Raw genomic sequence first — 22,047 nt, 5'->3', positions numbered from 1 at the left:
CATCGAATACCCGCCGCGCCGATTGGCCCAACCAATTTGAGCTGCGGCGCCGTCGCGGGAATTATGCAGCGAAATCGTCGTCCCGCATTCGCTTGCCGGGCCGGCACCTTGGAGCGAGACATGAACGAAAGGCACTACCCCGCCGCCCCCGCGCACGTCTATCTGTTCGCGACCTGCCTGGTCGACCTGTTCGTCCCCGAAGCCGGGCTCGACGCGGTCCGCCTGCTGGAACGTGAAGGCTTGACCGTCCACTATCCGCGCGGCCAGAGCTGCTGCGGGCAGCCGGCCTACAGCAGCGGCAATCCCGACGAGGCTCGCCGCGTCGCGGCCGCGCAGCTCGATCTGTTCGCCGAGCCGTGGCCCGTGATCGTGCCGTCCGGCTCGTGCGCGGGCATGATCCGGCACCATTGGCCGGCCCTCTTCACCGACGACCCCGTGCACGGCCCGAAGGCGCGCGCGATCGCGGAGCGCACCTACGAACTCGCCGAATTCCTCGTCCATGTGCTCGACGTGCGGCTCGACCGCATCGACACGAACGCCGGCCCGAACGAGCGCGTGGTGCTGCACACGTCGTGCGCGGCCCGCCGCGAGATGGGCACGCGCGTGCACGGCGTCGCGCTCGTCGACGCGCTGCCGGGCGTCACGCGCATCGAACACGAACGCGAATCGGAATGCTGCGGCTTTGGCGGCACGTTCTCGCTGAAACACCCCGACATCTCCGGCGCGATGGTGCACGACAAGGTCGCATCGGCCTGCGCGACGGGCTGCGACCGGCTCGTGTCGGCGGACTGCGGCTGCCTGCTGAACATCGGCCACGCCGCGACCAAGGCCGGCGCGACGCTGCCCGTCGAGCATCTCGCAAGCTTCCTGTGGCGCCGCACGGCAGGCGCCGGCTCGCTGCGCGGAGACGCGAAATGAGCGCGCGCGACGCCATCCTCGCGCGCCTGCGCGCCGCCGCGCCCGGCGCCGCCGCGAACGCCGCACCCGCCCTTGATGCGCGCATCGACACGCATTACGCGGCGCGCCGCGCACCGGTCACGCCCGATTCCCATACGCTCGCGCAGACGATGCAGGCCGTGCTCGCCGCGTCGCACGCCGACGTCTGGTGCGCCACCGCCGATGCGTGGCCCGCGCAACTTGCCGCACGCCTCGCCGACGCCGGCGTGCGCCGCCTGCTGCTCGACCCGGCCCGCGCCGAATCCGCGGCCCTCGCGCGTGCGCTGCCCGACGCGGTCGCGCCGGTGCCGTTCGACCGGCCGATCGACGCGTGGAAAGCCGAGCTGTTCGACACGATCGACGCAGGCTTCACCGTCGCGCGCTCGGGCATCGCGGCGACCGGCACCGTCGTGCTCGCGCCCGATGCCGGCACGCCGCGCACGGTATCGCTGGTGCCGCCGCTGCACGTCGCGCTCGTCCATGCGAACACGCTGCACGCGGACCTCCACGCGGCCGTGCACGCGGAGCGCTGGCACGCCGGCATGCCGACCAACGTCGTGCTGGTGTCGGGCCCGTCGAAGACCTCCGACATCCAGCAGACCCTCGCGTATGGCGCACACGGGCCGCGCAACCTCTGGGTCGTGATCGTCACCGAACCGACCGCAACCGCCCGCCAGGACCTGCCGCGATGAGCGACCAACCGCTGCAATTCGTCGCCCCCGGCGACTTCAAGGCCCGCGCGCGCGCCGCGCTCGACGATCCCGCGCTGCGCCGGAGCTTTCGCGGCGCGATGGACTTCCTGCAGGGCAAGCGCGCGACCCAGTTCCCCGACGACACCGAGCTGCAGCAACTGCGCGATCTCGGCGAAGCCGTGCGGCAGCACGCGCTCGCGCAACTGCCCGCGCTGCTGGAGCGGCTGGAGGCGAAGCTCACGGCGGCCGGCGTGCACGTGCACTGGGCCGAGACCGCCGCCGACGCGAACGCGATCGTGCTCGGCATCGCGCAGGCGAAGAAAGCGCGCCGCGTGATCAAGGGCAAGTCGATGGCAAGCGAGGAAATCGAGCTGAACCATTACCTCGCGGATCACGGCGTCGACTGCATCGAGTCCGACATGGGCGAGTTCATCGTGCAGCTCGCGGGCGAGAAGCCGTCGCACATCGTGATGCCGGCTATCCACAAGACGCGCGGCGACATCGCCGAGCTGTTCGAGGAGCACATCCCCGGCACGCGCTACACGGAGGACGTCGACGAGCTGATCCAGACCGGCCGGCGCGCGCTGCGCCGCGCATTCGCGGAAGCCGACATCGGCCTGTCCGGCGTGAACTTCGCGGCGGCCGACACGGGCACGCTGTGGCTCGTCGAGAACGAGGGCAACGGCCGGCTGTCGACCACCGTGCCCGACACGCACGTCGCGATCATGGGCATAGAGAAGGTCGTCGAGAAACTCGAGCACATCGTGCCGCTGTCGAGTCTCCTGACGCGCTCGGCCACCGGCCAGGCGATCACGACCTACTTCAACCTGATCTCGGGTCCGCGCCGCGACGGCGAACGCGACGGCCCGCGCGAGCTGCATCTCGTGCTGCTCGACAACGGCCGCACGCAGGCCTACGCCGACGAACAGCTGCGCGCGACGCTGCAATGCATCCGCTGCGGCGCGTGCATGAATCACTGCCCCGTCTATACGCGCATCGGCGGCCACGCATACGGGACGACCTACCCGGGCCCGATCGGCAAGATCATCTCGCCGCACCTGCTCGGCCTCGACGCGACGGCCGACCTGCCGACCGCGTCGACGCTGTGCGGCGCGTGCGGCGAGGTGTGCCCGGTCCGGATTCCGATCCCGCAGCTGCTCGTGCGGCTGCGCACCGAGGCGAACCGCAAGCCCGACGAACCCGTCGCGCATCCGTTGCGCGGCCAGGGCGCGAACTACAACCGCGCGGAAGACCTCGTGTGGCGCTTCTGGTCCGGCGCATTCGCGCATCCGCGTGCGTATCGCGCATTCCGCTGGACCGCGACGCGGCTGCGCGCGCTGACGCCGGCCAGGCAAATGGGCTGGACGCAGCACCGCACGCCGCTCGAGCCGGCGCCGCGCAGCCTGTCCGACCTGCTGCGCGCACGCGGCCAGCCCGAATAGACCCCCTCGCTTTCAAACCCGTACCGATAGCAATCCATGGAGGAGACACCCATGCAGGTTTGGCATCAGATCTACACCCCGCTCGGCAGCCTCGGGCTGTCGGCGCTCGTCGCCGCGATCCCGATCATCTTCTTTTTCGTCGCGCTCGCCGCGTTGCGGATGAAGGGGCACGTCGCCGCCGCGATCACGCTGCTGCTGGCGCTCGGCGTCGCGATCCTCGCTTACGGCATGCCCGTGCCGCAGGCGCTCGCGGCAGCCGGCTTCGGCTTCGCGTACGGCCTGTGGCCGATCGCGTGGATCATCGTCGCGGCCGTGTTCCTGTACAAGATCGTCGTGAAGACGGGGCAGTTCGACATCATCCGTGCGTCGGTGCTGTCGATCACCGACGACCAGCGGCTGCAGATGCTGCTGATCGGCTTTTCGTTCGGCGCGTTCCTCGAAGGCGCGGCCGGCTTCGGCGCGCCCGTCGCGATCACAGCCGCGCTGCTCGTCGGCCTCGGCTTCAAGCCGCTGCACGCGGCCGGACTGTGTCTCATTGCAAACACCGCGCCGGTTGCATTCGGCGCGATGGGCATTCCGATCATCGTCGCCGGACAGGTGACCGGCATCGACGCGTTCCACATCGGCGCGATGGCCGGCCGCCAGTTGCCGCTGCTGTCGCTTGCGGTGCCGTTCTGGCTCGTGTTCATGATGGACGGGCTGCGCGGCGTGCGGCAGACTTGGCCGGCCGCGCTCGTCGCCGGCGGCAGCTTCGCGATCACGCAGTACTTCACGTCGAACCACATCGGGCCCGAACTGCCGGACATCACGTCGTCGCTCGTCAGCCTCGTGTCGCTTGCCGCGTTCCTGAAGGTCTGGCAACCGAGCAGCGCGAAGCAGACGGCCGGCGGCCTCGTCGCGTCCGGCGGCGGCGCGGCGCTCGCAGGTTTCGGCGCGGGCGGCAACAGCTCGGGTGCGAGCCGCCAAGCGTCGCCGTATACGCTCGCGCAGACCGTGCGCGCGTGGTCGCCGTTCCTGATCCTGACGGCCGTCGTCACCGTGTGGAGCATCGCGCCGTTCAAGGCGCTGTTCGCCGCGCACGGCGCGCTCGCGTCGACCGTCCTGAAATTCCATGTGGCCGGGCTCGACCAGCTCGTCGTGAAGACCGCGCCGATCGCCGCGACGCCGAAGGTGCTCGACGCCGTGCTGAAGATCGATCTCGTGTCGGCGGTGGGCAGCGCGATCCTCGTGACCGCGCTGATCTCGATGGCGCTGTTGCGGATGAAGCCGCGCGACGGGCTCGTCACGTTCGGCGAGACGCTGAAGGAACTCACGCGCCCGATCCTGTCGATCGGCCTCGTGCTCGCGTTTGCGTTCGTCGCGAACTACTCGGGGATGTCGTCGACGCTTGCGCTGATGCTCGCCGCGACCGGCGCCGCGTTCCCGTTCTTCTCGCCGTTCCTCGGCTGGCTCGGCGTATTCCTGACCGGCTCGGATACGTCGTCGAACGCGCTGTTCTGCTCGCTGCAGCAAGCGACCGCGCACCAGCTCGGCGTGCCCGAGACGCTCGCCGTCGCCGCGAACACCACGGGCGGCGTGACCGCGAAGATGATCTCGCCGCAGTCGATCGCGGTCGCATGCGCGGCGACCGGCCTCGTCGGCAAGGAATCGGAGCTGTTCCGCTTCACGGTGCGCCACAGCCTGCTGTTCGCGGTGATCGTCGGCCTGATCACGCTCGTGCAGGCCTACGTGCTGCCGGGGATGGTGCCGTAAGCAAGCGGCGCGGCCGCTTTCCGGTTCGCCGAAAAACAAAAACCCCACGCCCGCAAGAGCGTGGGGTTTCGTTCATCCCGGGCGCCGGACGCGGCCGGCGCACCAGACGGCGATCAGCTGCCCTTCGCGATGCGATCCTGGATGTGCTGGGCACGGCTCGCCGACGACGGGTGCGAGCTCATCATCGAGCTCTTGCCGCCATCGAGCTGCGCGAGTTTCTGGAACGCGGTGACGAGGCCCTTCTGATTCATGTTCTTCTGCTTCATCAGGTCGAACGAGTAGTCGTCGGCCGCGCTTTCCTGCGTCTGCGAGAACTGCGCGTTGATGAACTTCTCGGTGATGTCGCCGAGCTGCGAGCTCGTCAGGGCCGCGACGCCCGGCGATGCCGCGCCGGCCGCGGTGCGCGCCGCGCTGACCGCGTAGGCGGTCTGCATCGCCTTCTTCGAGTGACCCAGCGCGACGTGGCCCATTTCATGACCGATCACGCCGCGCAGTTCGTCGTCGTTCATCATGTCCATCAGGCCGCTGTATACGCGCACGCAGCCGTTGCCCATCGCCCACGCGTTGACGTCCTTGGTCACGTAGACCTTGTAGTTGATCTTCTGGCCGTTCAGCGTCATGTCGCCGAAGCCCTTCATCACCTTCGTCAGGCGCTTCGAGTACGCGCTGTTCGGCGCGGCGATCTTCGATTCGGCGTCGCTCGCCTTGCACGAGTCGTTCGACAGCACCGCGATGTCGCTGTCCGACAGCGTCGCCGCCTTGAACAGGCTGGTCCCCGCCGACGTCAGGCTGTTCGCGTCGAGATTCTGCACGCCGCCGCATGCGCTCAACAGGAACGCCATGCCACACGCTGCCGCCGCTTTCTTGATATGCATCCCGGATCCCTCGGTAGTTGTATTTAGGAGCGGCGATTTTGCATAATCCGGCAGAAAATTACCAGACGTTTACATCAAATGACAACTTGATTGCGCAGCGATTCGAAACTAACGACGCGATTGGTCAGCGAATTGACGGCAATCAGCTCATCAATCGCCGCGACCGGATGACCGGCTGAACGTCGAACGCGACCGGCGCGTGAGCCGCCGCGCGACCAGCATCGGCAGCCGCACCACGAAACCGGCGAAGAGCCGCAGGTGCATCCATGCGAGCAGCACGTTGTCGCGGCCATAGTGGAAATGCGACACGCCGCCCTCGTGCGCGCCGAAGTAGCGCACCGGCGCTTCGATGCGAATCGGCCGCACCCCGGCCCAGCACAGTCGCACGGCCGCTTCCGGATCGAAGTCGAAGCCGCGCATCCACGGCTGGCGATGCATGATCGCGGCGAGCGGCGCGACGGGATACACGCGAAAGCCGTACAGCGAATCGCCGATCCCGGCCCACAGCGTCTCCAGATCGGCCCATCCGTTCGACAGCCGCCGGCCCTGCACGCGCAGTTGCGGCGCGCTCGCGTCGAACTTCGGCAGGCCCAGCACCATCGCGTCCGGCGCCGCCTGCGACGCGGCCATGAATTCGGGAATCAGGTCGGCCGGATGCTGGCCGTCGGAGTCCATCGTCAGCACGTGCGTGAAGCCGCTTGCGGCCGCCGCGTCGAGCCCGGCCAGCACCGCGGCGCCCTTGCCGCGGTTCTCCGGCAGCACGATCACGCGCAGCCCGGGGTCGCGCTCGGCCATCGCCTGCAGCCGCTCGGCGCTGCCGTCGGTGCTGCCGTCGACGACGACCCACACCGGGTTCCACTGTGCGCGGGCGTTGCGCACGGTCGTATCGACCTTGATGCCCGGGTTGTAGCTCGGAATCAGTACGAGATGGGTGGACGAGGCGTGCAGCTTGGACATGGGAACGGCCGATTGCGAAGACGGGGATCCTGACAAAAGTTTATGACCTGCAGGCGACTGTCGACAGGCTTCGTCGACGCCGCGTTCGCGCAGTGACAGGGCCGCGCGCTTCACGACAGGTACTCCAGCGGATGGCCGGCGCTCGCTTCGATCTCGACCAGCAGATCGTCGCGGCACACGTCCGCGTGGACGAACAACGGCCGCACGCCGGGGCCCGCCGCATCGCGCAGCGCGCGATCGATCGCGGCGAGCGCCGCGGCATCGCCGGCGTCGCGCACGTAGACGCGGTAGTTCAGGTCGGCGAGCGCGAACGGGCCGTGCCCTTGCCGCGCCGCCTGCTCGAGCACGGCGGCCAGGTTCGCGATGGTCTCGCGCGTTTGCGCGACGACGTCGCCGCGATGCACGGTGCAATGCCCGACGATGCTGGCGGTGCCCGACACGAACAGCAACGGCGCGGCATCGTCGCCGGGCCACGCTGCCGCGCGCGCGAACGTCGGCGCACGCGGGCCGTACTCCGCCGGGTAGTGATACGCGCTGACCTGGCGCGGGTTCTCGACCGGATCGGCCGGCGTGCGGGTCGCGATGAAATGGATCGCGAGCGGCGCGGCGGGCGGCGTGTCGCCCGCGACGGGCACGACCGAGCCGAGCGCGCAGGCCGCCGGCACGCTGCCCGTCAGCGCGCGACGGCACGCGTCGAACGCGCGCTGCCTGCCGATATTGAACTGACGATAGCGCTCGATCCCGAACTGCAGCGCGTTGATCGCGGGCACGGTATTCCAGATTCGCAGCGGATGCGCGATGCCGAGTGCATCGAGCGCGTCGAACAGCGCGCGGTATGCATCGTGTGTCGCGCGCTCGAGCGGCGTGCCGCCGTCGCGATCGGCATCGGCCGCTTCCTCCTCTTCCTGCACGACGATGCTGCCAAATACGAGCCCCGCCGCTTCGCTGAAGCGATACTGCAGCGCGCCGCGTCGCTCGCTGCGCAGGTCGGGCGCGTCGCACTGCCAGATTTCGCAGACCGCGCCGGCGCGTGCGTGGCCGCCGGCGTCGAGCAGCGCCATCTGCACCGGTGCGAGCGGCAGGTCGGGCGCGGCGGCGGCGAGCATGCGGGCCATCGCATCGGTCGGCGCTCCGGCCGCGCCGATGCAGACCGCACCCAGCGCGCCGGGAAACACGCGGTCGAATGCGTCGCCGCGCTGCCGCGCATCGTGCAGCAGCGCAGCCAGCCGCGCATGATCGATCCGGACGAGTCGCAGCGCACGGTTGCCGCCGTTTGCTGCGGGCGAAATGCCCGCGCCCGATACGGCGGCTCCGCCCGTCATGTGTTCACGCGCGACCGCGGTCGTGGCGGACGACAGGGAATACGCTCGCCGTTCGGCGTCGACTGGATGCACTGACACTTCGATTTCCTCACTATGCGATGCGGGCTCGCGGCCACGCGCCGCGTTGCGCGCCGTTGCTTCGCGTCAAGCCGACGCCGCGCGCGTCGTCATGCAAGCCCGCCGTTGACGGACAGCACCTGTCCCGTCACATAAGCAGCCGCATCGGATACCAGATACGCGACCATCGCCGCGACTTCGTCGGGCCGGCCCGCGCGTTGCGCCGGCACGAGCTGCTTGATCCGTTCAGCGGGAAACGCAGGGTCGGCCATCGGCGATTCGATGATGCCGGGCGCGACCGCATTCACCGTGATGCCGCGCGACGCGAGCTCCAGCGACAGCGACTTCGTCGCGCCGATCAGCCCCGCCTTCGCGGCCGCGTAGTTGACCTGCCCGCGGTTGCCGGTCACGCCGGCGACCGACGCGATGTTGACGATCCGGCCGCGCCGCGTGCGGATCATCGGCAGCAGCAACGGCTGCGTCACGTTGAAAAAACCGTTGAGCGTCACGTCGATCACGCTGTGCCACTGCCGGCGCGACATGCCGGCCATTGGTGCGTCGTCGTGAATGCCCGCGTTGTTGACGAGGATCTGCACCGGTGCGTCGTCGATGAACGGCGCGAGGGCCGCGAGCGTCGCATCGGCGTCGGTCACGTCGAATGCAAGCGCATGCGCGGTGCCGCCGGCCGCGACGATCTGCTGCGCGACCGCCTCCGCCTGCGCGAGATTCCGGTTCGCGTGCACCCAGACTTCGTGGCCGGCCTGCGCGAGCGCCGCACAGATCGCCTGCCCGAGTGCGCCGCTGCCGCCCGTTACGAGCGCCCGCATCGCCTTGCTCCGTTCATCGCGTTTCCTCTCGATCGACGCGGCCGTGGTTCGTCCAGCGGCCGCCGCCGCGTGCCGTCATCGTCTGCGTGCCGCGTCGCGTTCGCGCGCGCCGCCGTCACTTGGTGCGATGCGCGGCGACGTACTCGGCAAGCGCGCCGAGCGTCGCGAAGATCTTCTGGTTGTCCGGATTGTCCGAGCGCAGTTCGAAGCCGTATTTCTTCGAGATCAGCAGCGCGATTTCCAGGATGTCGATGGAGTCGAGCCCGAAGCCCTCGCCATACAGCGGGGTCCCGGCCGTCACCGTTTCGAGCGGGACGTCTTCGAGATTCAGTTCGCCGATGATCAGCGTGGCGAGCTCTTGTTCCAGTGCGTTCATCATGCTTGCGGGCAGGCGGCCCATGGCAGCGGGAGGCGCCCGGAAACGGCAATCGTCGTGCACGCCCGGCGCGTGCGAAGCGCGCGCCAATCTCCGTCCCTCCGGCGTCTGCCGGCTTCCCCGCCTGCGTTATTGGGGGTCGTTTGTAAAAGTTACGCGGATTCTAGACGATGGGTATCGGCACGTATACGGGGAATGGTTACAGACTGAAGGCCCCCGCCGCGGCCGGTTTCGGGACCCGATCGCAGCAGACGCTTGAGCCGCTTCGGGCGGAAATGAATCACCATCGCGAAAGGTTCAGTTCGCTGCCATACATTCGGTTACAAAACCCGGCTGCGCCGACCTCGAACCGCCGCGCCGCGGCCCTAAAATGTGCGTGCATGACAGCCGGCCCGGACATGCGTCCCGGCCACCATTCATATGATGTTTGACGGCCCGACGAACACGTCCGCCCCCTGATCCGCCCGATGTTTCCAGCAGCCATGCCGCGCCCGTCCATTCGCCTCGCCCCGGTTTGCCCGCCCGTCCGCCGCCGTGCCGCGACGGACGACGGCAATGCGCGCACGCGCCGCGCGCCCGGAGCGCCGCGATGAGCTCGCCGCTCGGCATCGCACGCGGCGTCGGCGCGGTCGCCGCGGTGGCGGCGTACCAGATCGGCGCGCACTACGCGGCCGCGACACCCGGCGCGCACGGCTTCGGCCTCGCGATGGCGCTCGTGCCGCCGCTGCTGCTCGCGCTCGGCGCAGCACTGCGCTCGCCGAAGCGGGCATGGCTCGTGCCGGCGTGGCTGCTCGCCGCCGCCGCGCTGTGGGCCGCGCGTGCCCCGCTCGCGCGCCATTTCGAATGGGGCCTGTATCTGGAGCACGCGAGCTTCAACCTCGCGATGGCGCTGCTGTTCGGCCGCACGCTCGCGGCCGGCCAGGTGCCGCTGTGCACGCGCTTCGCGACGATGATCCACGGCACGATCTCGCCGGCCGTCGCGCGCTACACGCGGCGCATCACGCTCGCATGGACGCTGTTCTTCGTCGCGATCGCCGCCGTGTCGACGCTGCTGTTCGCGACCGCGCCGATCGTCGCGTGGTCGACGTTCGCGAACTACCTGTCGCTGCCGCTCGTCGCGGTGATGTTCGCGGCCGAGCATGCGTGCCGGCGCTTCGCACTGCCGCACGACGCGCGGCCGCGGATGGTCGACGCGGTGCGCGCATACCGCGCGTCGACGCAGCCGTCACGATGAATTCATGGCCGGCGCGGCGCCGCATTGCGGCCGCGCCGGCCACCGTCTCCCGCTTCAGCCGATTTATGCCGACTTACCCGCTGGTGTTCCATTCCTCGCCGGACCAGACGATCGCCTGGCGCGACGGCACGCCCGTCAGCGTGCGCGCGTTCGTCGCCGACGTCGCGCGCGTGGCCGCCGCACTGCCCGCCGGCGGTCACGTGTTCAACGTGTGCCGCGATCGCTACCGCTTCGCGGTCAGCCTGTGCGCGGCGCTCGTCGCCGGCAGGATCAGCCTGCTGCCGTCGACGCACACGCCGGAGATGGTGCGCCAGCTCGCGTCGTTCGCACCGGACGCGTTCTGTCTGCACGACGCGCCGGACTGCGCGATCGACCTGCCGCGCTTCGCCTATCCGGACGCCGCACCCGGCGACCGCCTCGACGACGCGCCGTGCGTGGTGCCGCGGATCGACGCGTCGCGCATCATGGCGTACGTGTTCACGTCCGGCTCGACCGGCGCGCCGGTGCCGCACCGCAAGACCTGGGGCTTCCTGGTCGGCTGCGTGCGCGCGGCGGCCGACCGCCTCGGCCTGCTCGACGGCCGCGCGGCCACGCTGATCGGCACCGTGCCCGCGCAACACATGTACGGCTTCGAGTCGACGGTGCTGCTCGCGCTGATCGGCGGCCTCGCGTTCAGCAACCGCCAGCCCTTCTACCCCGTCGACATTCGCGACGAACTCGCCGCGATCCCGCAGCCGCGCGTGCTCGTCACGTCACCGATTCACCTGCGCGCGCTGCTGTCGGCCGGCCATGCGCTGCCGCCGGCCGCGCTCGTGCTGTCGGCCACCGCACCGCTGTCGGAAAAGCTCGCGTGCGAAGCCGAGGCCGCGCTCGATGCGCCGCTCGTCGAGATCTACGGCAGCACCGAGACCGGCCAGATCGCGACGCGCCGCACGTCGCAAGGCGCAACGTGGCAGCTGTTCCCCGGCATCCGCCTCGACGCGCGCGCGGCACAGGACGGGCCGGGCCGCGACGCCGCGGGCGACGACAGCGGCCCGACCGTATGGGCGTCGGGCGGACACGTCGAAACCCCCGTGCCGATGGGCGACGCGCTCGAACTGCTCGGCGACGGCCGGTTCCTGCTGCACGGCCGCAAGGCGGACCTCGTCAACATCGCGGGCAAGCGCACGTCGCTCGCCTATCTGAATCACCAACTGAACGCGATCGCCGACGTCGTCGACGGTGTGTTCTTCATGCCGGACGACGCCGCACCAGCCGACGCCGATGCACCCCGCGAACCGGTCACGCGGCTCGTCGCGCTCGTGGTCGCGCCAACGCTCGCCGCGGCCGACCTGCAGCGCGCGCTGCGCGAACGGATCGATCCCGCCTTCATGCCGCGTCCGCTCGTGTTCGTCGACGCCTTGCCGCGCAACGAAACGGGCAAGCTGCCGCGCGACGTGCTCGCCGCGCTCGTCGCACGGCACACGCGCGCCGCGGCGGCCGACGCGAGCGCGCGCGCCGAGACGGATGCGCCGCTCGCGTTCACGATTCCCGCCGATCACCCGGCGCTGCCCGGTCATTTCCCCGGTCATCCGATCGTGCCGGGCGTCGTGCTGCTCGATCACGCGATCGCCGCGCTCGGCGCGTCGCTGAACCGCCCGCTGCACACGTGGCGGCTGGCTTCCGCGAAATTCCTCAGCCCGGTCGCGCCCGGCGAGCCGCTCGATCTCGCGTTCGATGCGGCGGCCGGCGGCGCGATCCGCTTCACGCTGCGCGCCGGCGCGCGCGACGTCGCCACCGGCGTGCTGTCCGCGCCAGCCGCCGCGCAGGACGGTGCACGGCCATGAAGCGCACCGCGTGGGCCGAGCGCCAGGAACGCAGCAACGCGGCGTTGCTGCGCGCGATGACCTGGATCTCGCTGCGGTTCGGCCGGCAGCCGTCGCGTGTCGTGCTGCACGCCATCGCAACCTATTTCGTGCTGTTCTCGCCGGCAGCCTGCTCGGCGTCGCGCGACTATCTGCGCCGCGCGCTCGGCCGTCCCGCGCGCTGGCGCGACGTGTATCGGCACGTGTTCACGTTCGCCGCGACGATCCACGACCGCATCTACCTGATGAACGGCCGCTTCGACCTGTTCGACATCCGGCTGCATGGCGAAACGCGGGTCGACGCCGCGCTCGCGGGCGGGCGCGGCGCATTCCTGATGGGCGCGCACCTCGGCAGCTTCGAAGTCGTGCGCGCGATCGGCCGCACGCGTCCGGACCTGCGCGTCGTCGTCACGATGTTCGAAGAGAACGCGCGCAAGATCAACGCGACGCTCGCCGCCGTGAACCCGGCCGCGAAACCGGAAGTGATTCCGCTCGGGCAGGTCGACTCGATGCTGAAGGTGCGCGAGCGTCTCGACGCGAACTGCATGGTCGGCATGCTCGCCGACCGCACGCTGCTCGACGATGCGGCAACCTCGCTGCGGCGGCTGCCGCTGCTCGGCGCACCGGCCGCGTTTCCGCTCGGGCCGCTGTACATGGCCGCGATGCTGCGGCGCCCGGTGCTGTTCATGACCGGCCTCTATCGCGACGGCAACCGCTACGACGTGCACTTCGAGACACTCGCCGATTTCTCCGACGTGCGTCGCGACGCGCGCGCGGCGGCCGTCGACGCGGCGCTCGCGCGTTACGTCGCGCTGCTCGACAAGTATTGCCGCGCGGCCCCGTACAACTGGTTCAACTATTTCGATTTCTGGCAGACCGGCACGGCCGCCGCGCGCCGCGACGATGCGCGCGCGTGCGCCGGCCTGTCCGCCACGAGGGATTCCGACGCATGACCGCCGTTCTCCGCTTCCTGTCGCTGTTCCCGCTGCCGTCCGCGCCCGTGCTGCGCCGCTCGGCGCGCACGTTCGCCGTCACGGCCGCCGTCGCGCTCGCGCTGCCCGCGCACGCGGCCGACACCGGTTCGGCGTGGACCCTCGACCGGCTGATGTCGACGCTCGCGCAGCACAAGTCCGGACGCGCGACGTTCACCGAGACGAAGTCGCTGTCGATCGCCGCGCAACCGCTCGAATCGTCGGGCGAACTCGTGTTCGTCGCGCCCGACCACCTCGAGAAGCACACGCTCAGTCCGAAGCCCGAACATCTCGTCGTCGACGGCGACATGCTCACCGTCGAGCGCAACAACCGCAAATACACGCTCGCGCTCGCGCGCTATCCGGAGCTCGGCGCGTTCATCGACAGCATCCGCGCGACGCTCGCCGGCAATCGCTACGCGCTCGAGCAGGTCTACAAGGTCGCGCTCGCCGGTCGCGGCGACGACTGGACGCTGATGCTCACGCCGCTCGATTCGCGGATGCTGAAGGTCGTCAGCACGATCACGCTCGAAGGCTCGCGCGACGTGTTGCGCAGCGTCGCGATCCAGCAGGCCGACGGCGACCATTCGACGATGCGCCTGCAACCCGTCCCGGCGAAGTGATGGACGAGCGCACCCGGCCAACCGCCCCCGTCGCGCACCGCCCGTCCGCGTGGCGGCAGCGCGCGGTGCTCGTGTGGCTGCTCGCGCTCGTCGCGTGCGGGATCGCGATCGCCCGCGCGAATTTCACGGCCGACCTGTCCGCGTTCCTGCCGCGCGCGCCGAGCGCCGGGCAGCGCGTGCTCGTCGATCAACTGCGCGACGGCATCGTGTCGCGGCTGATCCTCGTCGCGATCGACGGCGGCGATGCGGCCACGCGCGCCGCGCTGTCGCGGCGCGTCGCCGGCACGCTGCGCGCCGACCGGCAATTCTCGGCGATCAACAACGGCGAAGCCGTCAACGACGCGCGCGACCGGCAATTCGTGTTCGACCATCGTTACCTGCTGAGCCCGGCCGTCGCGCCGCAACGCTTCAGCGCGGACGGCCTGCACCAGGCGCTCGGCGACAGCCTCGACCTGCTGAGCTCGTCGGCGGGTCTCGTCGCGAAGGCGATGTTGCCGCGCGACCCGACCGGCGAAGTGACCGCGCTCGTCGACCAGCTCGACAGCGGCGCGCAGCCCGCGATGCGCGACGGCGTGTGGGCGTCGCGCGACGGCACGCGCGCGGTGCTGGTCGTGCAGACGGCCGCCGCCGGCTCCGACACCGAAGCGCAGGCGCGCGCGATCGACGCGGTGCGCCGCGCGTTCTCCGCCGCGACGCAGACGCTGCCGAACCGCGCCGCGTACACGCTCGCGATGACCGGCCCCGGCGTGTTCTCGGTCGACACGCGCGACACGATCCGGCACGACGTCGAACGGCTGTCGACGGCGAGCGTCGTGCTGATCGTCGCGCTGCTGCTAACGCTGTACCGCTCGCCGCGCACGCTCGCGCTGGGGCTGCTGCCGGTGCTGACGGGCATCGCGGCCGGCATCGCGGCGGTCAGCACCGCGTTCGGCACGGTCCACGGACTGACGCTCGGCTTCGGCACGACGCTGATCGGCGAAGCCGTCGACTATTCGATCTACCTGTTCGTGCAATCGGCGCAGGTCGGCGCGCGCGGCACGGCGCGGCCCGCCGACGCGACGCGCGCATGGCTCGCCGCGTACTGGCCGACGATCCGGCTCGGCGTGCTGACGTCCGTGTGCGGCTTCGCGTCGATGCTGTTCTCCGGTTTTCCGGGCCTCGTGCAGCTCGGGCTGTACTCGATCGCCGGGCTGACGGCCGCCGCGCTCGTCACGCGCTTCGTGCTGCCTCACCTGCGCGGCGAGCACGTCGCGATTCGCGACGTGTCGCGCGTCGGCGCGGTGCTCGCGCGTGCGGCCGCTGCGGCGCCGCGGCTGCGCTGGCCGCTCGCCGTGCTCGTGCTCGCCGCGTGCGCGACGCTCGTGCTGCATCGCGGCGGCCTGTGGAGCCGCGAGCTTGCGGCGCTGAGCCCCGTCCCCGCCCGCGCGCAGGCCCTCGACGCACGTCTGCGCGCCGATGTCGGCGCGCCGGACGTGCGCTACCTCGTCGTGATTTCCGCGCCGACCGAACAGGCCGCGCTCGAACGCGCGGAACAGGTCGCCGCGCAATTGCAGCCGCTCGTCGATCGCGGCACGCTCGCGGGCTTCGAAAGTCCCGCGCGCTACCTGCCGAGCGACGCCGCGCAGCGCGCGCGCCAGGCGAGCCTGCCGGACGCGGACGTGCTCGCCGCGCGCATGCGTGCGGCCGTCGCGAACCAGCCGATCTCGGTGCGGCCCGAGCTGTTCGCACCGTTCATCGCCGATGTCGAAGCCGCACGCCACGCGCCGCCGATCACGCGCGCGGACCTGCGCGGCACGTCGATGGCGCTCGCCGTCGACGCGCTGCTGACCGAGCGCGCGGGCCGCTGGAGCGCGATGTTGCCGCTGCGCGCGCCGGATGCCGCACGCTCAGCTTCGGCGGCGTCGGCGCCGGCGCTCGATGCTGCGCCGATCCGCGCGGCCGTCGCGCGCGCCGGCGTGCCGGATGCGCTGTTCGTCGACATGAAGGCCGAAGCCGACCGCCTGTACGTGAACTATGTGCACGAGGACATCCGGCTGTCGCTCGCGGGTTTCGCGGCGATCGCCGTGCTGCTGCTGATCGCGCTGCGCTCGCCGCGCCGCGTCGTGCGCGCGCTCGCGCCGCTGGTCGCGGCCGTGCTGGTGGTGACGGCCGGCTTCGCGCTCGCCGCCGTGCCGCTGACCATCCTGCATCTCGTCGGGATGCTGCTGATCGTCGCGGTCGGCTCGAACTATGCGCTGTTCTTCTGCAAGCGCGACGACGCGCAACCGGTCACGCCGTACACACTCGTATCGCTGCTGATCGCGAACCTCGCGACGGTCGCCGGCTTCGGCCTGCTCGCGCTGTCGCGCGTGCCGCTGCTCGAAACCTTCGGGCTGACCGTCGGCCCCGGCGCGATGCTGGCGCTCGCGTTCGCCGCGATTCTCGCGCCGCGCGCCGCGGCGACGAGCAGCGCTCGTCCCGACCTGACAGGAGCCCGCGCATGAACGCGCCGTCGTCCGTTCCACCTCGGCTGTCCGGCGATGCGCGCCGCTGGAAACCGACGCCGCTGATCGCGGGCACCGCGGCGTTGCACGCGGGTGCGCTCGCAGCGGTCGTCGCGCAACCGGCTGCCTGGCCGTGGGCCGCCGGCGGCGTGGTTGCGTCGCATCTCGCACTGACCGCCGCCGGCCTGTGGCCGCGCAGCGCGCTGCTCGGACCGAACTGGACGCGCCTGCCGGCCGGCGCCGGCCGCCGGATCGCGCTGACGATCGACGATGGCCCGGACCCCGACGTCACGCCGCGCGTGCTCGACCTGCTCGATCGTCACGATGCGCGCGCGACGTTCTTCTGCATCGGCGATCTCGCGCGCCGCCATCCGAAGTGGATCGAAGCGATCGTCGCGCGCGGCCATGCGGTCGAGAATCACAGCCAGCGGCACCGGCATACGTTCTCGCTGTCGGGGCCCGCCGCGCTGCGGCGCGAAATCGCGGCCGCGCAGCAGACGCTGACCGAGATCGCCGGCACGCGCCCGCGCTTCTTCCGCGCGCCGGCCGGCCTGCGCAATCCGTTTCTCGAGCCGGTGCTGTGCGAGCTCGGCCTGCAGCTCGCCAGCTGGACGCGCCGTGGTTTCGACACGCGCGCGCGCGACGCGGACCTCGTCACGCGCCGCCTGCTCGACGGACTGGCGCCGCGCGACATCCTGCTCGTGCACGACGGCCACGCGGCACGCGACGCGCGCGGAGAACCGGTCGTGCTCGACGTGCTGCCGGCGCTGCTGCGCGCGGCCGCCGATGCGCAGCTGCACTGGACCACGCTGCGCGCCGCGCTCGCGCCCGAACCGCCCGGCCAGCCGGGCATGCCGGCACCCCCGTTTGATAAAATCTGACCATGCCCGGCGCGCCCGCCAGCCCCGCTGCGGCGCCCGTTCCGGCCACCGGATACGACCCTCGTGAAACCTCTCCTGCTCTCGCACTTCACCGCCACCAGTTGCATCGGCAGCGGCCTCGACGCGACCCTCGACGCGCTGCGCAACGCACGCGGCGGGCTCACGCCGTGCGACTTCGAACGCGCCGATCTCGACACCTGGATCGGCGCCGTGGACGGTGTCGATACGCATCCCGTGCGCACGGATCTCGCCGACTTCGACTGCCGCAACAACCGCCTCGCGCAACTCGGCCTCGTCCAGGACGGCTTCGACGCGCGCGTCGCGGCGGCCGTGGCGCGCCATGGCGCCGCGCGCGTCGGCGTGTTCATCGGCACGAGCACGTCAGGCATCCTCGAAACCGAGCGCGCATACGAGCAACGCGATCCGGCGAGCGGCGCGCTGCCCGCCGGCTTCCGCTATGCAAACACGCACAACCCGTATTCGCCGGCCGCGTTCGTGCGCGCGTATTTCGCGCTGCGCGGGCCGGCGATGGCGATCTCGTCCGCGTGTTCGTCCGGCGCGAAGGTGTTCGGCTCCGCGCGACGGATGATCGAAGCGGGGCTGATCGACGCGGCCGTCGTCGGCGGCGTCGATTCGCTGTGCCTGACGACGCTGTACGGCTTCAATTCGCTCGAACTGCTGTCGCGCCGGCCGTGCCGGCCGTTCGACGTCGCGCGCGACGGCATCTCGATCGGCGAAGCGGCTGCGTTCGCGCTGCTCGAACGCGTGCCAAATACACGCACCGCGCTCGACGACGACGCGATCCTGCTGCTCGGCATCGGCGAATCGAGCGATGCGCATCACATGTCGTCGCCGCATCCGGAAGGGCTCGGTGCCCGGCTCGCGATCGAACAGGCGCTCGCCTCGGCCAGCCTCGCTGCAGGCGACATCGACTACGTGAACCTGCACGGCACCGCAACGCCCAGCAACGATGCCGCCGAAAGCCGCGCCGTGGGCGCGCTGCTCACGCGCACGCCGTGCAGCTCGACGAAGGGGGCGACCGGTCACACGCTCGGTGCGGCCGGCGCGCTCGAAGCGGTCGTCGCCGCGCTCGCGCTGCGCGAGCAGTTCGTGCCGGCCGGCGTCAACACGACGCAACCCGACCCGGCGCTGGCCGCCGACTACGTGCTGGCGAGCCGCGAGGCCCGCGTGCGTGCGGTCCTGTCGAATTCGTTCGGATTCGGCGGCACGAACTGCAGCCTGATCCTCGGCCGCGCCGAGCATGCCCGCTGCGGGGAGCCGACATGACCCTCACCGCCTTCATCGAAAGCGTCGGCCTCGTCGGGCCGGGACTGAACGACTGGTCGCACGCGGCCGACGTGCTCGCGGGCCGCGCGGCCTATGCGAGCACGCGCACCGTGCTGCCGCCGCCCGCCAGCCTGCCGCCGGCGGAACGCCGCCGCACCGGCCCCGTCGTGCGCGTCGCGCTGGCGGTCGGCCTCGAGGCGGCGGCCGCGAGCGGGCGCGATGCCGCCACGCTCGCGACCGTGTTCAGCGCGTCCGGCGGCGACGGCCAGAACTGCCACGCGATCTGCGAGACCCTCGCCGGCGACGATCGTCACCTGTCGCCCACGCGCTTTCACAACTCCGTGCACAACGCGCCGGCCGGCTACTGGAGCATCGCGACCCGCGCGATGGCGACGTCGAACGTGCTGTGCGCGCACGACGGCAGCTTTGCCGCGGGCCTGCTCGAGAGCGTGTGCCAGGTCGCGGTCGATCGCGTGCCGAGCCTGCTGATCGCCTACGATACCGACTATCCGGAGCCGCTGCGCGCGGTACGGCCGATCGTCGACGCATTCGGCGTCGCGCTCGTGCTCGCGCCCGACGCGAGCGAACGCACGCTCGCGCGCATCGACGTGCAGCTCACCGACGCGCCGGCGACGACGCTCGCGAACCCCGAACTCGACGCGCTGCGCACCGGCAATCCGGCCGCGCGCGCACTGCCGCTGCTCGACGCGCTCGCCGCGCGGCGCACGGCAAGTGTCGTGCTCGATTATCTGGAAGATGCGCGCGTGCAGGTCGATATCGCGCCGGCGGATCCCACGGCGGGGCACGCGCCATGACGACGCCCGTCTCGACGCCGATGCCTGCGCTGACGACGGCCACGCTCGATCGCGCATGGATCGCCGCGCACATTCCGCACGACGGCGCGATGTGCTTGCTCGATCGCGTCGAAGCATGGGATGCCGCGCGGATCCGCTGCAGCGCGACGAGCCATCGCGATCCGCACAACCCGCTGCGCTCGCGCGGCCGGCTCGCATCGGTCTGCGGAATCGAATACGCGGCACAGGCGATGGCCGTGCATGGCGCGCTGGTCGGTGCGCAACGCGCGCAGACGGAACCCGCGCGGCCGCGCGCCGGCTATCTGGCGAGCGTGCGCAACGTCGACGCGTTCGTCGATCGGCTCGACACGTTCGAGCTGCCGCTGACCGTCGACGCCGAGCGCATCGGCGGCGACGACCGCTCCGTGCTGTACGGCTTCACGCTGCGCTGCGGCGAGCGCGTGCTGCTCGGCGGCCGCGCCGCGGTGATGCTCGATGCATCGGCGGCCGGCGTACTCGTTCCGCCGCCTGCCGGCCGCGCGGACCCTCGATGACTATCCCCAAGGAAACCAGGTCGTGAAAGCACGTCAGTTCATTTGCACCGCGTTCGTTCTCGCGCTGATCAGCCCGATCGCGCACGCGGACATGTCGGAAGTGAAGCAGGACATCAAGCGCGATTCGAAGGAAGCCGCGCACAAGACCGGCGAGGCCGCGCGCAGCTTCGGCCACGCGACCGCGAGCGCCGCGAAGACGGTCGGCCATGGCATCGCGCATGCGTCGCGCGAGGGCTGGGATGCCACCAAGCGCACGACGAAGCGGATCTTCCACAAGAACGATTCGGGCGAAGGCTCGGCGAAAAGCAGCGATTGAGCGCGGGCGTCCCGCGCACCGCGCACCGCACATGAATGCGCGCAATGCGGCACGACGCGTGAACGCGCCGTTGCCGCACCGCCGCCGTCAGCGCGCGCCGCTGCGCGTGCGACGCGCCGGCCCGCGCGCGAGGCACTTGCCGTACGCGACGAGCCAGCAATCGCGATGATCGAAGTTGCGCAGCAGCCGCGCGCGGCGCCGCTCGAGCCAGTGAAGCGCGATCGCCATCGTCAGCGCGACGGCCAGTGCCGAGCCGCCGATCGCGAGTCCCATCCAGGTGTCACCCATGCCTCCTCCGGAATGCGAGGCCGGTGCGGCGCGCGTGCCGCGACGCGGCGGCCGGAGCGCGGGCGCACTCGGCCTGCCGCATGCGCGGCGAACCTGCGTCCGTGATCCGTCACCACGCGCTTGGCGCGTTGCCCCGGCACTGGATACAGCGGGAGCACGGCCCGGACGCGCGCGCGAACGCCGCCCGGGCCGCCGCGCGTCAGTGCATGTGCTGGCCGCCGTTGATCGCGATGTTGGAGCCCGTCACGAAGCCGGCCTCCTCCGAGCACAGAAACGCGATCAGCGCCGCGACTTCCTCGGGTTGACCGAGCCGTCCCGCCGGAATCTGCGGAAGGATCTTCGTATCGAGGATGTCCTGCGGGATCGCCGTCACCATCTTCGTCGCGAGATAGCCCGGCGATACCGTATTCACCGTCACGCCCTTGCGCGCGATCTCGAGCGCGAGCGATTTCGTGAAGCCGTGCATGCCGGCCTTCGCGGCCGCGTAGTTGGTCTGGCCGACCGAGCCCTTCGAGCCGTTGACCGACGAGATGTTGACGATGCGTCCCCAGCCGCGCTCGACCATGCCGTCGCAGACCGGCTTCGTCATGTTGAACACGGAATCGAGGTTGGTGCGAATCACCGCATCCCAGTTGACCTTGTCGAGCTTGCGCAGCGTCATGTCGCGCGTGATGCCCGCGTTGTTCACCAGGATGTCGACCGGGCCGACGTCCCGGGCGATCTTGTCGATGCACTGCTGGCACGAATCGTGATCGGCCACGTCCACCGGATACGCATGGAATTCGCGGCCGGCCGCATGCATTTCCGTCAGCCAGCGATCGGCGCCCGCGTTGTTCGGCGAATACGTGACGACGACCCGGTGGCCCGCATCGTTCAACCGGATGCTGATCGCTTCGCCGAGGCCGCCCATTCCACCAGTCACAACTGCAATTCGCTTAGTCATCCTATGAGTTACCGACAAAAAAGTAATCAATGATGCGGAGCGACGGCATGGCACATGCTGCCGCCCCACCGCTGTGGTGCGCTGGCGCCCGCAAGGCGGACACGGCGCGCACCGGAACATCACGCGTATTGTTGGCTGCTTGTTCCGCGCGAAGGTTGCTGCGCATGTGTGCGGCGCTGGCCGGCGCCGCACGCGTGCAATATCGTCAGACCGTGCTCAATCGCGTTCGACCGCGAGCGCAACACCCATCCCGCCGCCGATGCACAGCGACGCCAGCCCGCGCTTCGCGTCGCGCTTAACCATCTCGTGCAGTAGCGTCACCAGGATCCGGCAGCCCGACGCGCCGATCGGGTGACCGATCGCGATCGCACCGCCGTTCACGTTCACCTTCGACGTGTCCCAGCCCATCTGCTTGTGCACCGCCAGCGCCTGCGCCGCGAATGCCTCGTTGATTTCCATCAGGTCCAAGTCGCCCGGCGTCCAGCCCGCTCGCTCCAGGCAGCGGCGCGATGCCGGCACCGGACCCATGCCCATCACGCTCGGATCCACGCCCGCGTTCGCGTATGCCTTGATCCGCGCGAGCGGCGTCAGGC

21 protein-coding genes and 1 pseudogene are annotated in these 22,047 nt (G+C 70.6%); 14 read left to right on the top strand and 8 right to left on the bottom strand.

Features of this window, described 5'->3' with window-relative positions; all coding sequences use genetic code 11:
- Window positions 1-120 precede the first annotated feature (120 nt).
- The 4 genes from HWX22_RS14055 to HWX22_RS14040 are packed head-to-tail and all read left to right on the top strand — an operon-like array spanning window position 121 to window position 4,822.
- On the top strand, window positions 121-918 hold the full coding sequence (locus HWX22_RS14055) for a (Fe-S)-binding protein (RefSeq protein WP_175915849.1): 798 nt from the start codon (window positions 121-123) through the stop codon (window positions 916-918).
- Entirely contained in the window at window positions 915-1,628 is a 714-nt protein-coding gene (locus HWX22_RS14050) for an LUD domain-containing protein (protein WP_175915848.1), read from the top strand. Before HWX22_RS14055 ends, HWX22_RS14050 begins: the two co-directional genes overlap by 4 nt.
- Entirely contained in the window at window positions 1,625-3,070 is a 1,446-nt protein-coding gene (locus HWX22_RS14045; RefSeq protein ID WP_175910627.1) for a LutB/LldF family L-lactate oxidation iron-sulfur protein, read from the top strand. The genes HWX22_RS14050 and HWX22_RS14045 overlap by 4 nt, the downstream gene beginning before the upstream one ends.
- Before the next feature lie 51 nt (window positions 3,071-3,121).
- Entirely contained in the window at window positions 3,122-4,822 is a 1,701-nt protein-coding gene (locus tag HWX22_RS14040; protein WP_175910625.1) for a lactate permease LctP family transporter, read from the top strand.
- Window positions 4,823-4,935: 113 nt separating this feature from the next.
- Here the strand turns inward: HWX22_RS14040 and HWX22_RS14035 are convergent, their stop codons facing one another.
- The 5 genes from HWX22_RS14035 to HWX22_RS14015 all read right to left on the bottom strand — a co-directional run bounded on the left by HWX22_RS14035 (window position 4,936) and on the right by HWX22_RS14015 (window position 9,260).
- Window positions 4,936-5,697, bottom strand: coding sequence for a M48 family metalloprotease (locus tag HWX22_RS14035; protein ID WP_175915847.1), 762 nt, complete (start codon window positions 5,695-5,697; stop codon window positions 4,936-4,938).
- Window positions 5,698-5,847: 150 nt separating this feature from the next.
- Window positions 5,848-6,654 (bottom strand): glycosyltransferase family 2 protein, encoded by an 807-nt coding sequence (locus HWX22_RS14030; RefSeq protein WP_175915846.1) that lies wholly within the window; start codon window positions 6,652-6,654, stop codon window positions 5,848-5,850.
- A 110-nt stretch (window positions 6,655-6,764) separates the two neighbouring features.
- Window positions 6,765-8,054 carry an endoribonuclease L-PSP gene (locus tag HWX22_RS14025; RefSeq protein ID WP_175915845.1) on the bottom strand — a complete coding sequence of 430 codons (1,290 nt, stop codon included), beginning with the start codon at window positions 8,052-8,054 and terminating at the stop codon, window positions 6,765-6,767.
- A gap of 89 nt (window positions 8,055-8,143) precedes the next feature.
- Window positions 8,144-8,860 carry a 3-oxoacyl-ACP reductase FabG gene (fabG, locus tag HWX22_RS14020; RefSeq protein WP_175915844.1) on the bottom strand — a complete coding sequence of 239 codons (717 nt, stop codon included), beginning with the start codon at window positions 8,858-8,860 and terminating at the stop codon, window positions 8,144-8,146.
- A 115-nt stretch (window positions 8,861-8,975) separates the two neighbouring features.
- The gene (locus HWX22_RS14015) at window positions 8,976-9,260 is read right to left on the bottom strand and encodes a phosphopantetheine-binding protein (protein WP_082722004.1); all 285 of its coding nucleotides are present in this window, start codon (window positions 9,258-9,260) and stop codon (window positions 8,976-8,978) included.
- A 565-nt stretch (window positions 9,261-9,825) separates the two neighbouring features.
- On the opposite strand from HWX22_RS14015, the gene HWX22_RS14010 reads away from it, so the two are divergent.
- The 10 genes from HWX22_RS14010 (at window position 9,826) to HWX22_RS13965 (ending at window position 20,223) form a co-directional block, all read left to right on the top strand.
- Complete coding sequence (locus HWX22_RS14010) at window positions 9,826-10,470, top strand: hypothetical protein (protein WP_175910619.1); 645 nt, start codon at window positions 9,826-9,828, stop codon at window positions 10,468-10,470.
- A 65-nt stretch (window positions 10,471-10,535) separates the two neighbouring features.
- Window positions 10,536-12,296, top strand: coding sequence for an AMP-binding protein (locus HWX22_RS14005; RefSeq protein WP_175915919.1), 1,761 nt, complete (start codon window positions 10,536-10,538; stop codon window positions 12,294-12,296).
- On the top strand, window positions 12,293-13,267 hold the full coding sequence (locus tag HWX22_RS14000) for an acyl-CoA synthetase (RefSeq protein ID WP_175915843.1): 975 nt from the start codon (window positions 12,293-12,295) through the stop codon (window positions 13,265-13,267). The genes HWX22_RS14005 and HWX22_RS14000 overlap by 4 nt, the downstream gene beginning before the upstream one ends.
- A complete protein-coding gene (locus HWX22_RS13995) occupies window positions 13,264-13,908 on the top strand; it encodes an outer membrane lipoprotein carrier protein LolA (protein ID WP_175910616.1) in 645 nt (214 codons plus the stop codon). The genes HWX22_RS14000 and HWX22_RS13995 overlap by 4 nt, the downstream gene beginning before the upstream one ends.
- Window positions 13,908-16,391, top strand: coding sequence for an MMPL family transporter (locus HWX22_RS13990; protein WP_175910613.1), 2,484 nt, complete (start codon window positions 13,908-13,910; stop codon window positions 16,389-16,391). The genes HWX22_RS13995 and HWX22_RS13990 overlap by 1 nt, the downstream gene beginning before the upstream one ends.
- Complete coding sequence (locus HWX22_RS13985) at window positions 16,388-17,272, top strand: polysaccharide deacetylase family protein (RefSeq protein WP_175910611.1); 885 nt, start codon at window positions 16,388-16,390, stop codon at window positions 17,270-17,272. The genes HWX22_RS13990 and HWX22_RS13985 overlap by 4 nt, the downstream gene beginning before the upstream one ends.
- A 63-nt stretch (window positions 17,273-17,335) precedes the next feature.
- Window positions 17,336-18,559 (top strand): beta-ketoacyl-[acyl-carrier-protein] synthase family protein, encoded by a 1,224-nt coding sequence (locus HWX22_RS13980; RefSeq protein ID WP_175915842.1) that lies wholly within the window; start codon window positions 17,336-17,338, stop codon window positions 18,557-18,559.
- Window positions 18,556-19,374, top strand: coding sequence for a beta-ketoacyl synthase chain length factor (locus HWX22_RS13975; RefSeq protein ID WP_175915841.1), 819 nt, complete (start codon window positions 18,556-18,558; stop codon window positions 19,372-19,374). The genes HWX22_RS13980 and HWX22_RS13975 overlap by 4 nt, the downstream gene beginning before the upstream one ends.
- On the top strand, window positions 19,371-19,907 hold the full coding sequence (locus tag HWX22_RS13970; protein ID WP_175915840.1) for a hotdog family protein: 537 nt from the start codon (window positions 19,371-19,373) through the stop codon (window positions 19,905-19,907). The genes HWX22_RS13975 and HWX22_RS13970 overlap by 4 nt, the downstream gene beginning before the upstream one ends.
- Window positions 19,908-19,929: 22 nt before the next feature.
- On the top strand, window positions 19,930-20,223 hold the full coding sequence (locus tag HWX22_RS13965; RefSeq protein ID WP_059447900.1) for a hypothetical protein: 294 nt from the start codon (window positions 19,930-19,932) through the stop codon (window positions 20,221-20,223).
- 87 nt (window positions 20,224-20,310) lie between these two features.
- Here HWX22_RS13965 and HWX22_RS13960 read toward each other — a convergent pair whose 3' ends face one another.
- From HWX22_RS13960 to HWX22_RS13950, 3 genes and pseudogenes are all read right to left on the bottom strand, one after another.
- Window positions 20,311-20,511, bottom strand: a complete 201-nt coding sequence (locus tag HWX22_RS13960; RefSeq protein WP_059528278.1) for a hypothetical protein — start codon at window positions 20,509-20,511, stop codon at window positions 20,311-20,313.
- A 199-nt stretch (window positions 20,512-20,710) separates the two neighbouring features.
- A complete protein-coding gene (gene phbB / locus HWX22_RS13955) occupies window positions 20,711-21,454 on the bottom strand; it encodes an acetoacetyl-CoA reductase (RefSeq protein ID WP_059820417.1) in 744 nt (247 codons plus the stop codon).
- 216 nt (window positions 21,455-21,670) lie between these two features.
- Window positions 21,671-22,047: pseudogene (locus HWX22_RS13950) on the bottom strand (acetyl-CoA C-acetyltransferase); the annotation flags it as partial.

Origin of the sequence: Burkholderia sp. BCC1638, assembly GCF_902833195.1 — a bacterium.
Taxonomy (GTDB): Bacteria; Pseudomonadota; Gammaproteobacteria; order Burkholderiales; family Burkholderiaceae; genus Burkholderia; species Burkholderia diffusa.
Note: the sequence above shows the minus strand (reverse complement) of the source record. Positions and strands in the feature narration are given on the sequence as shown.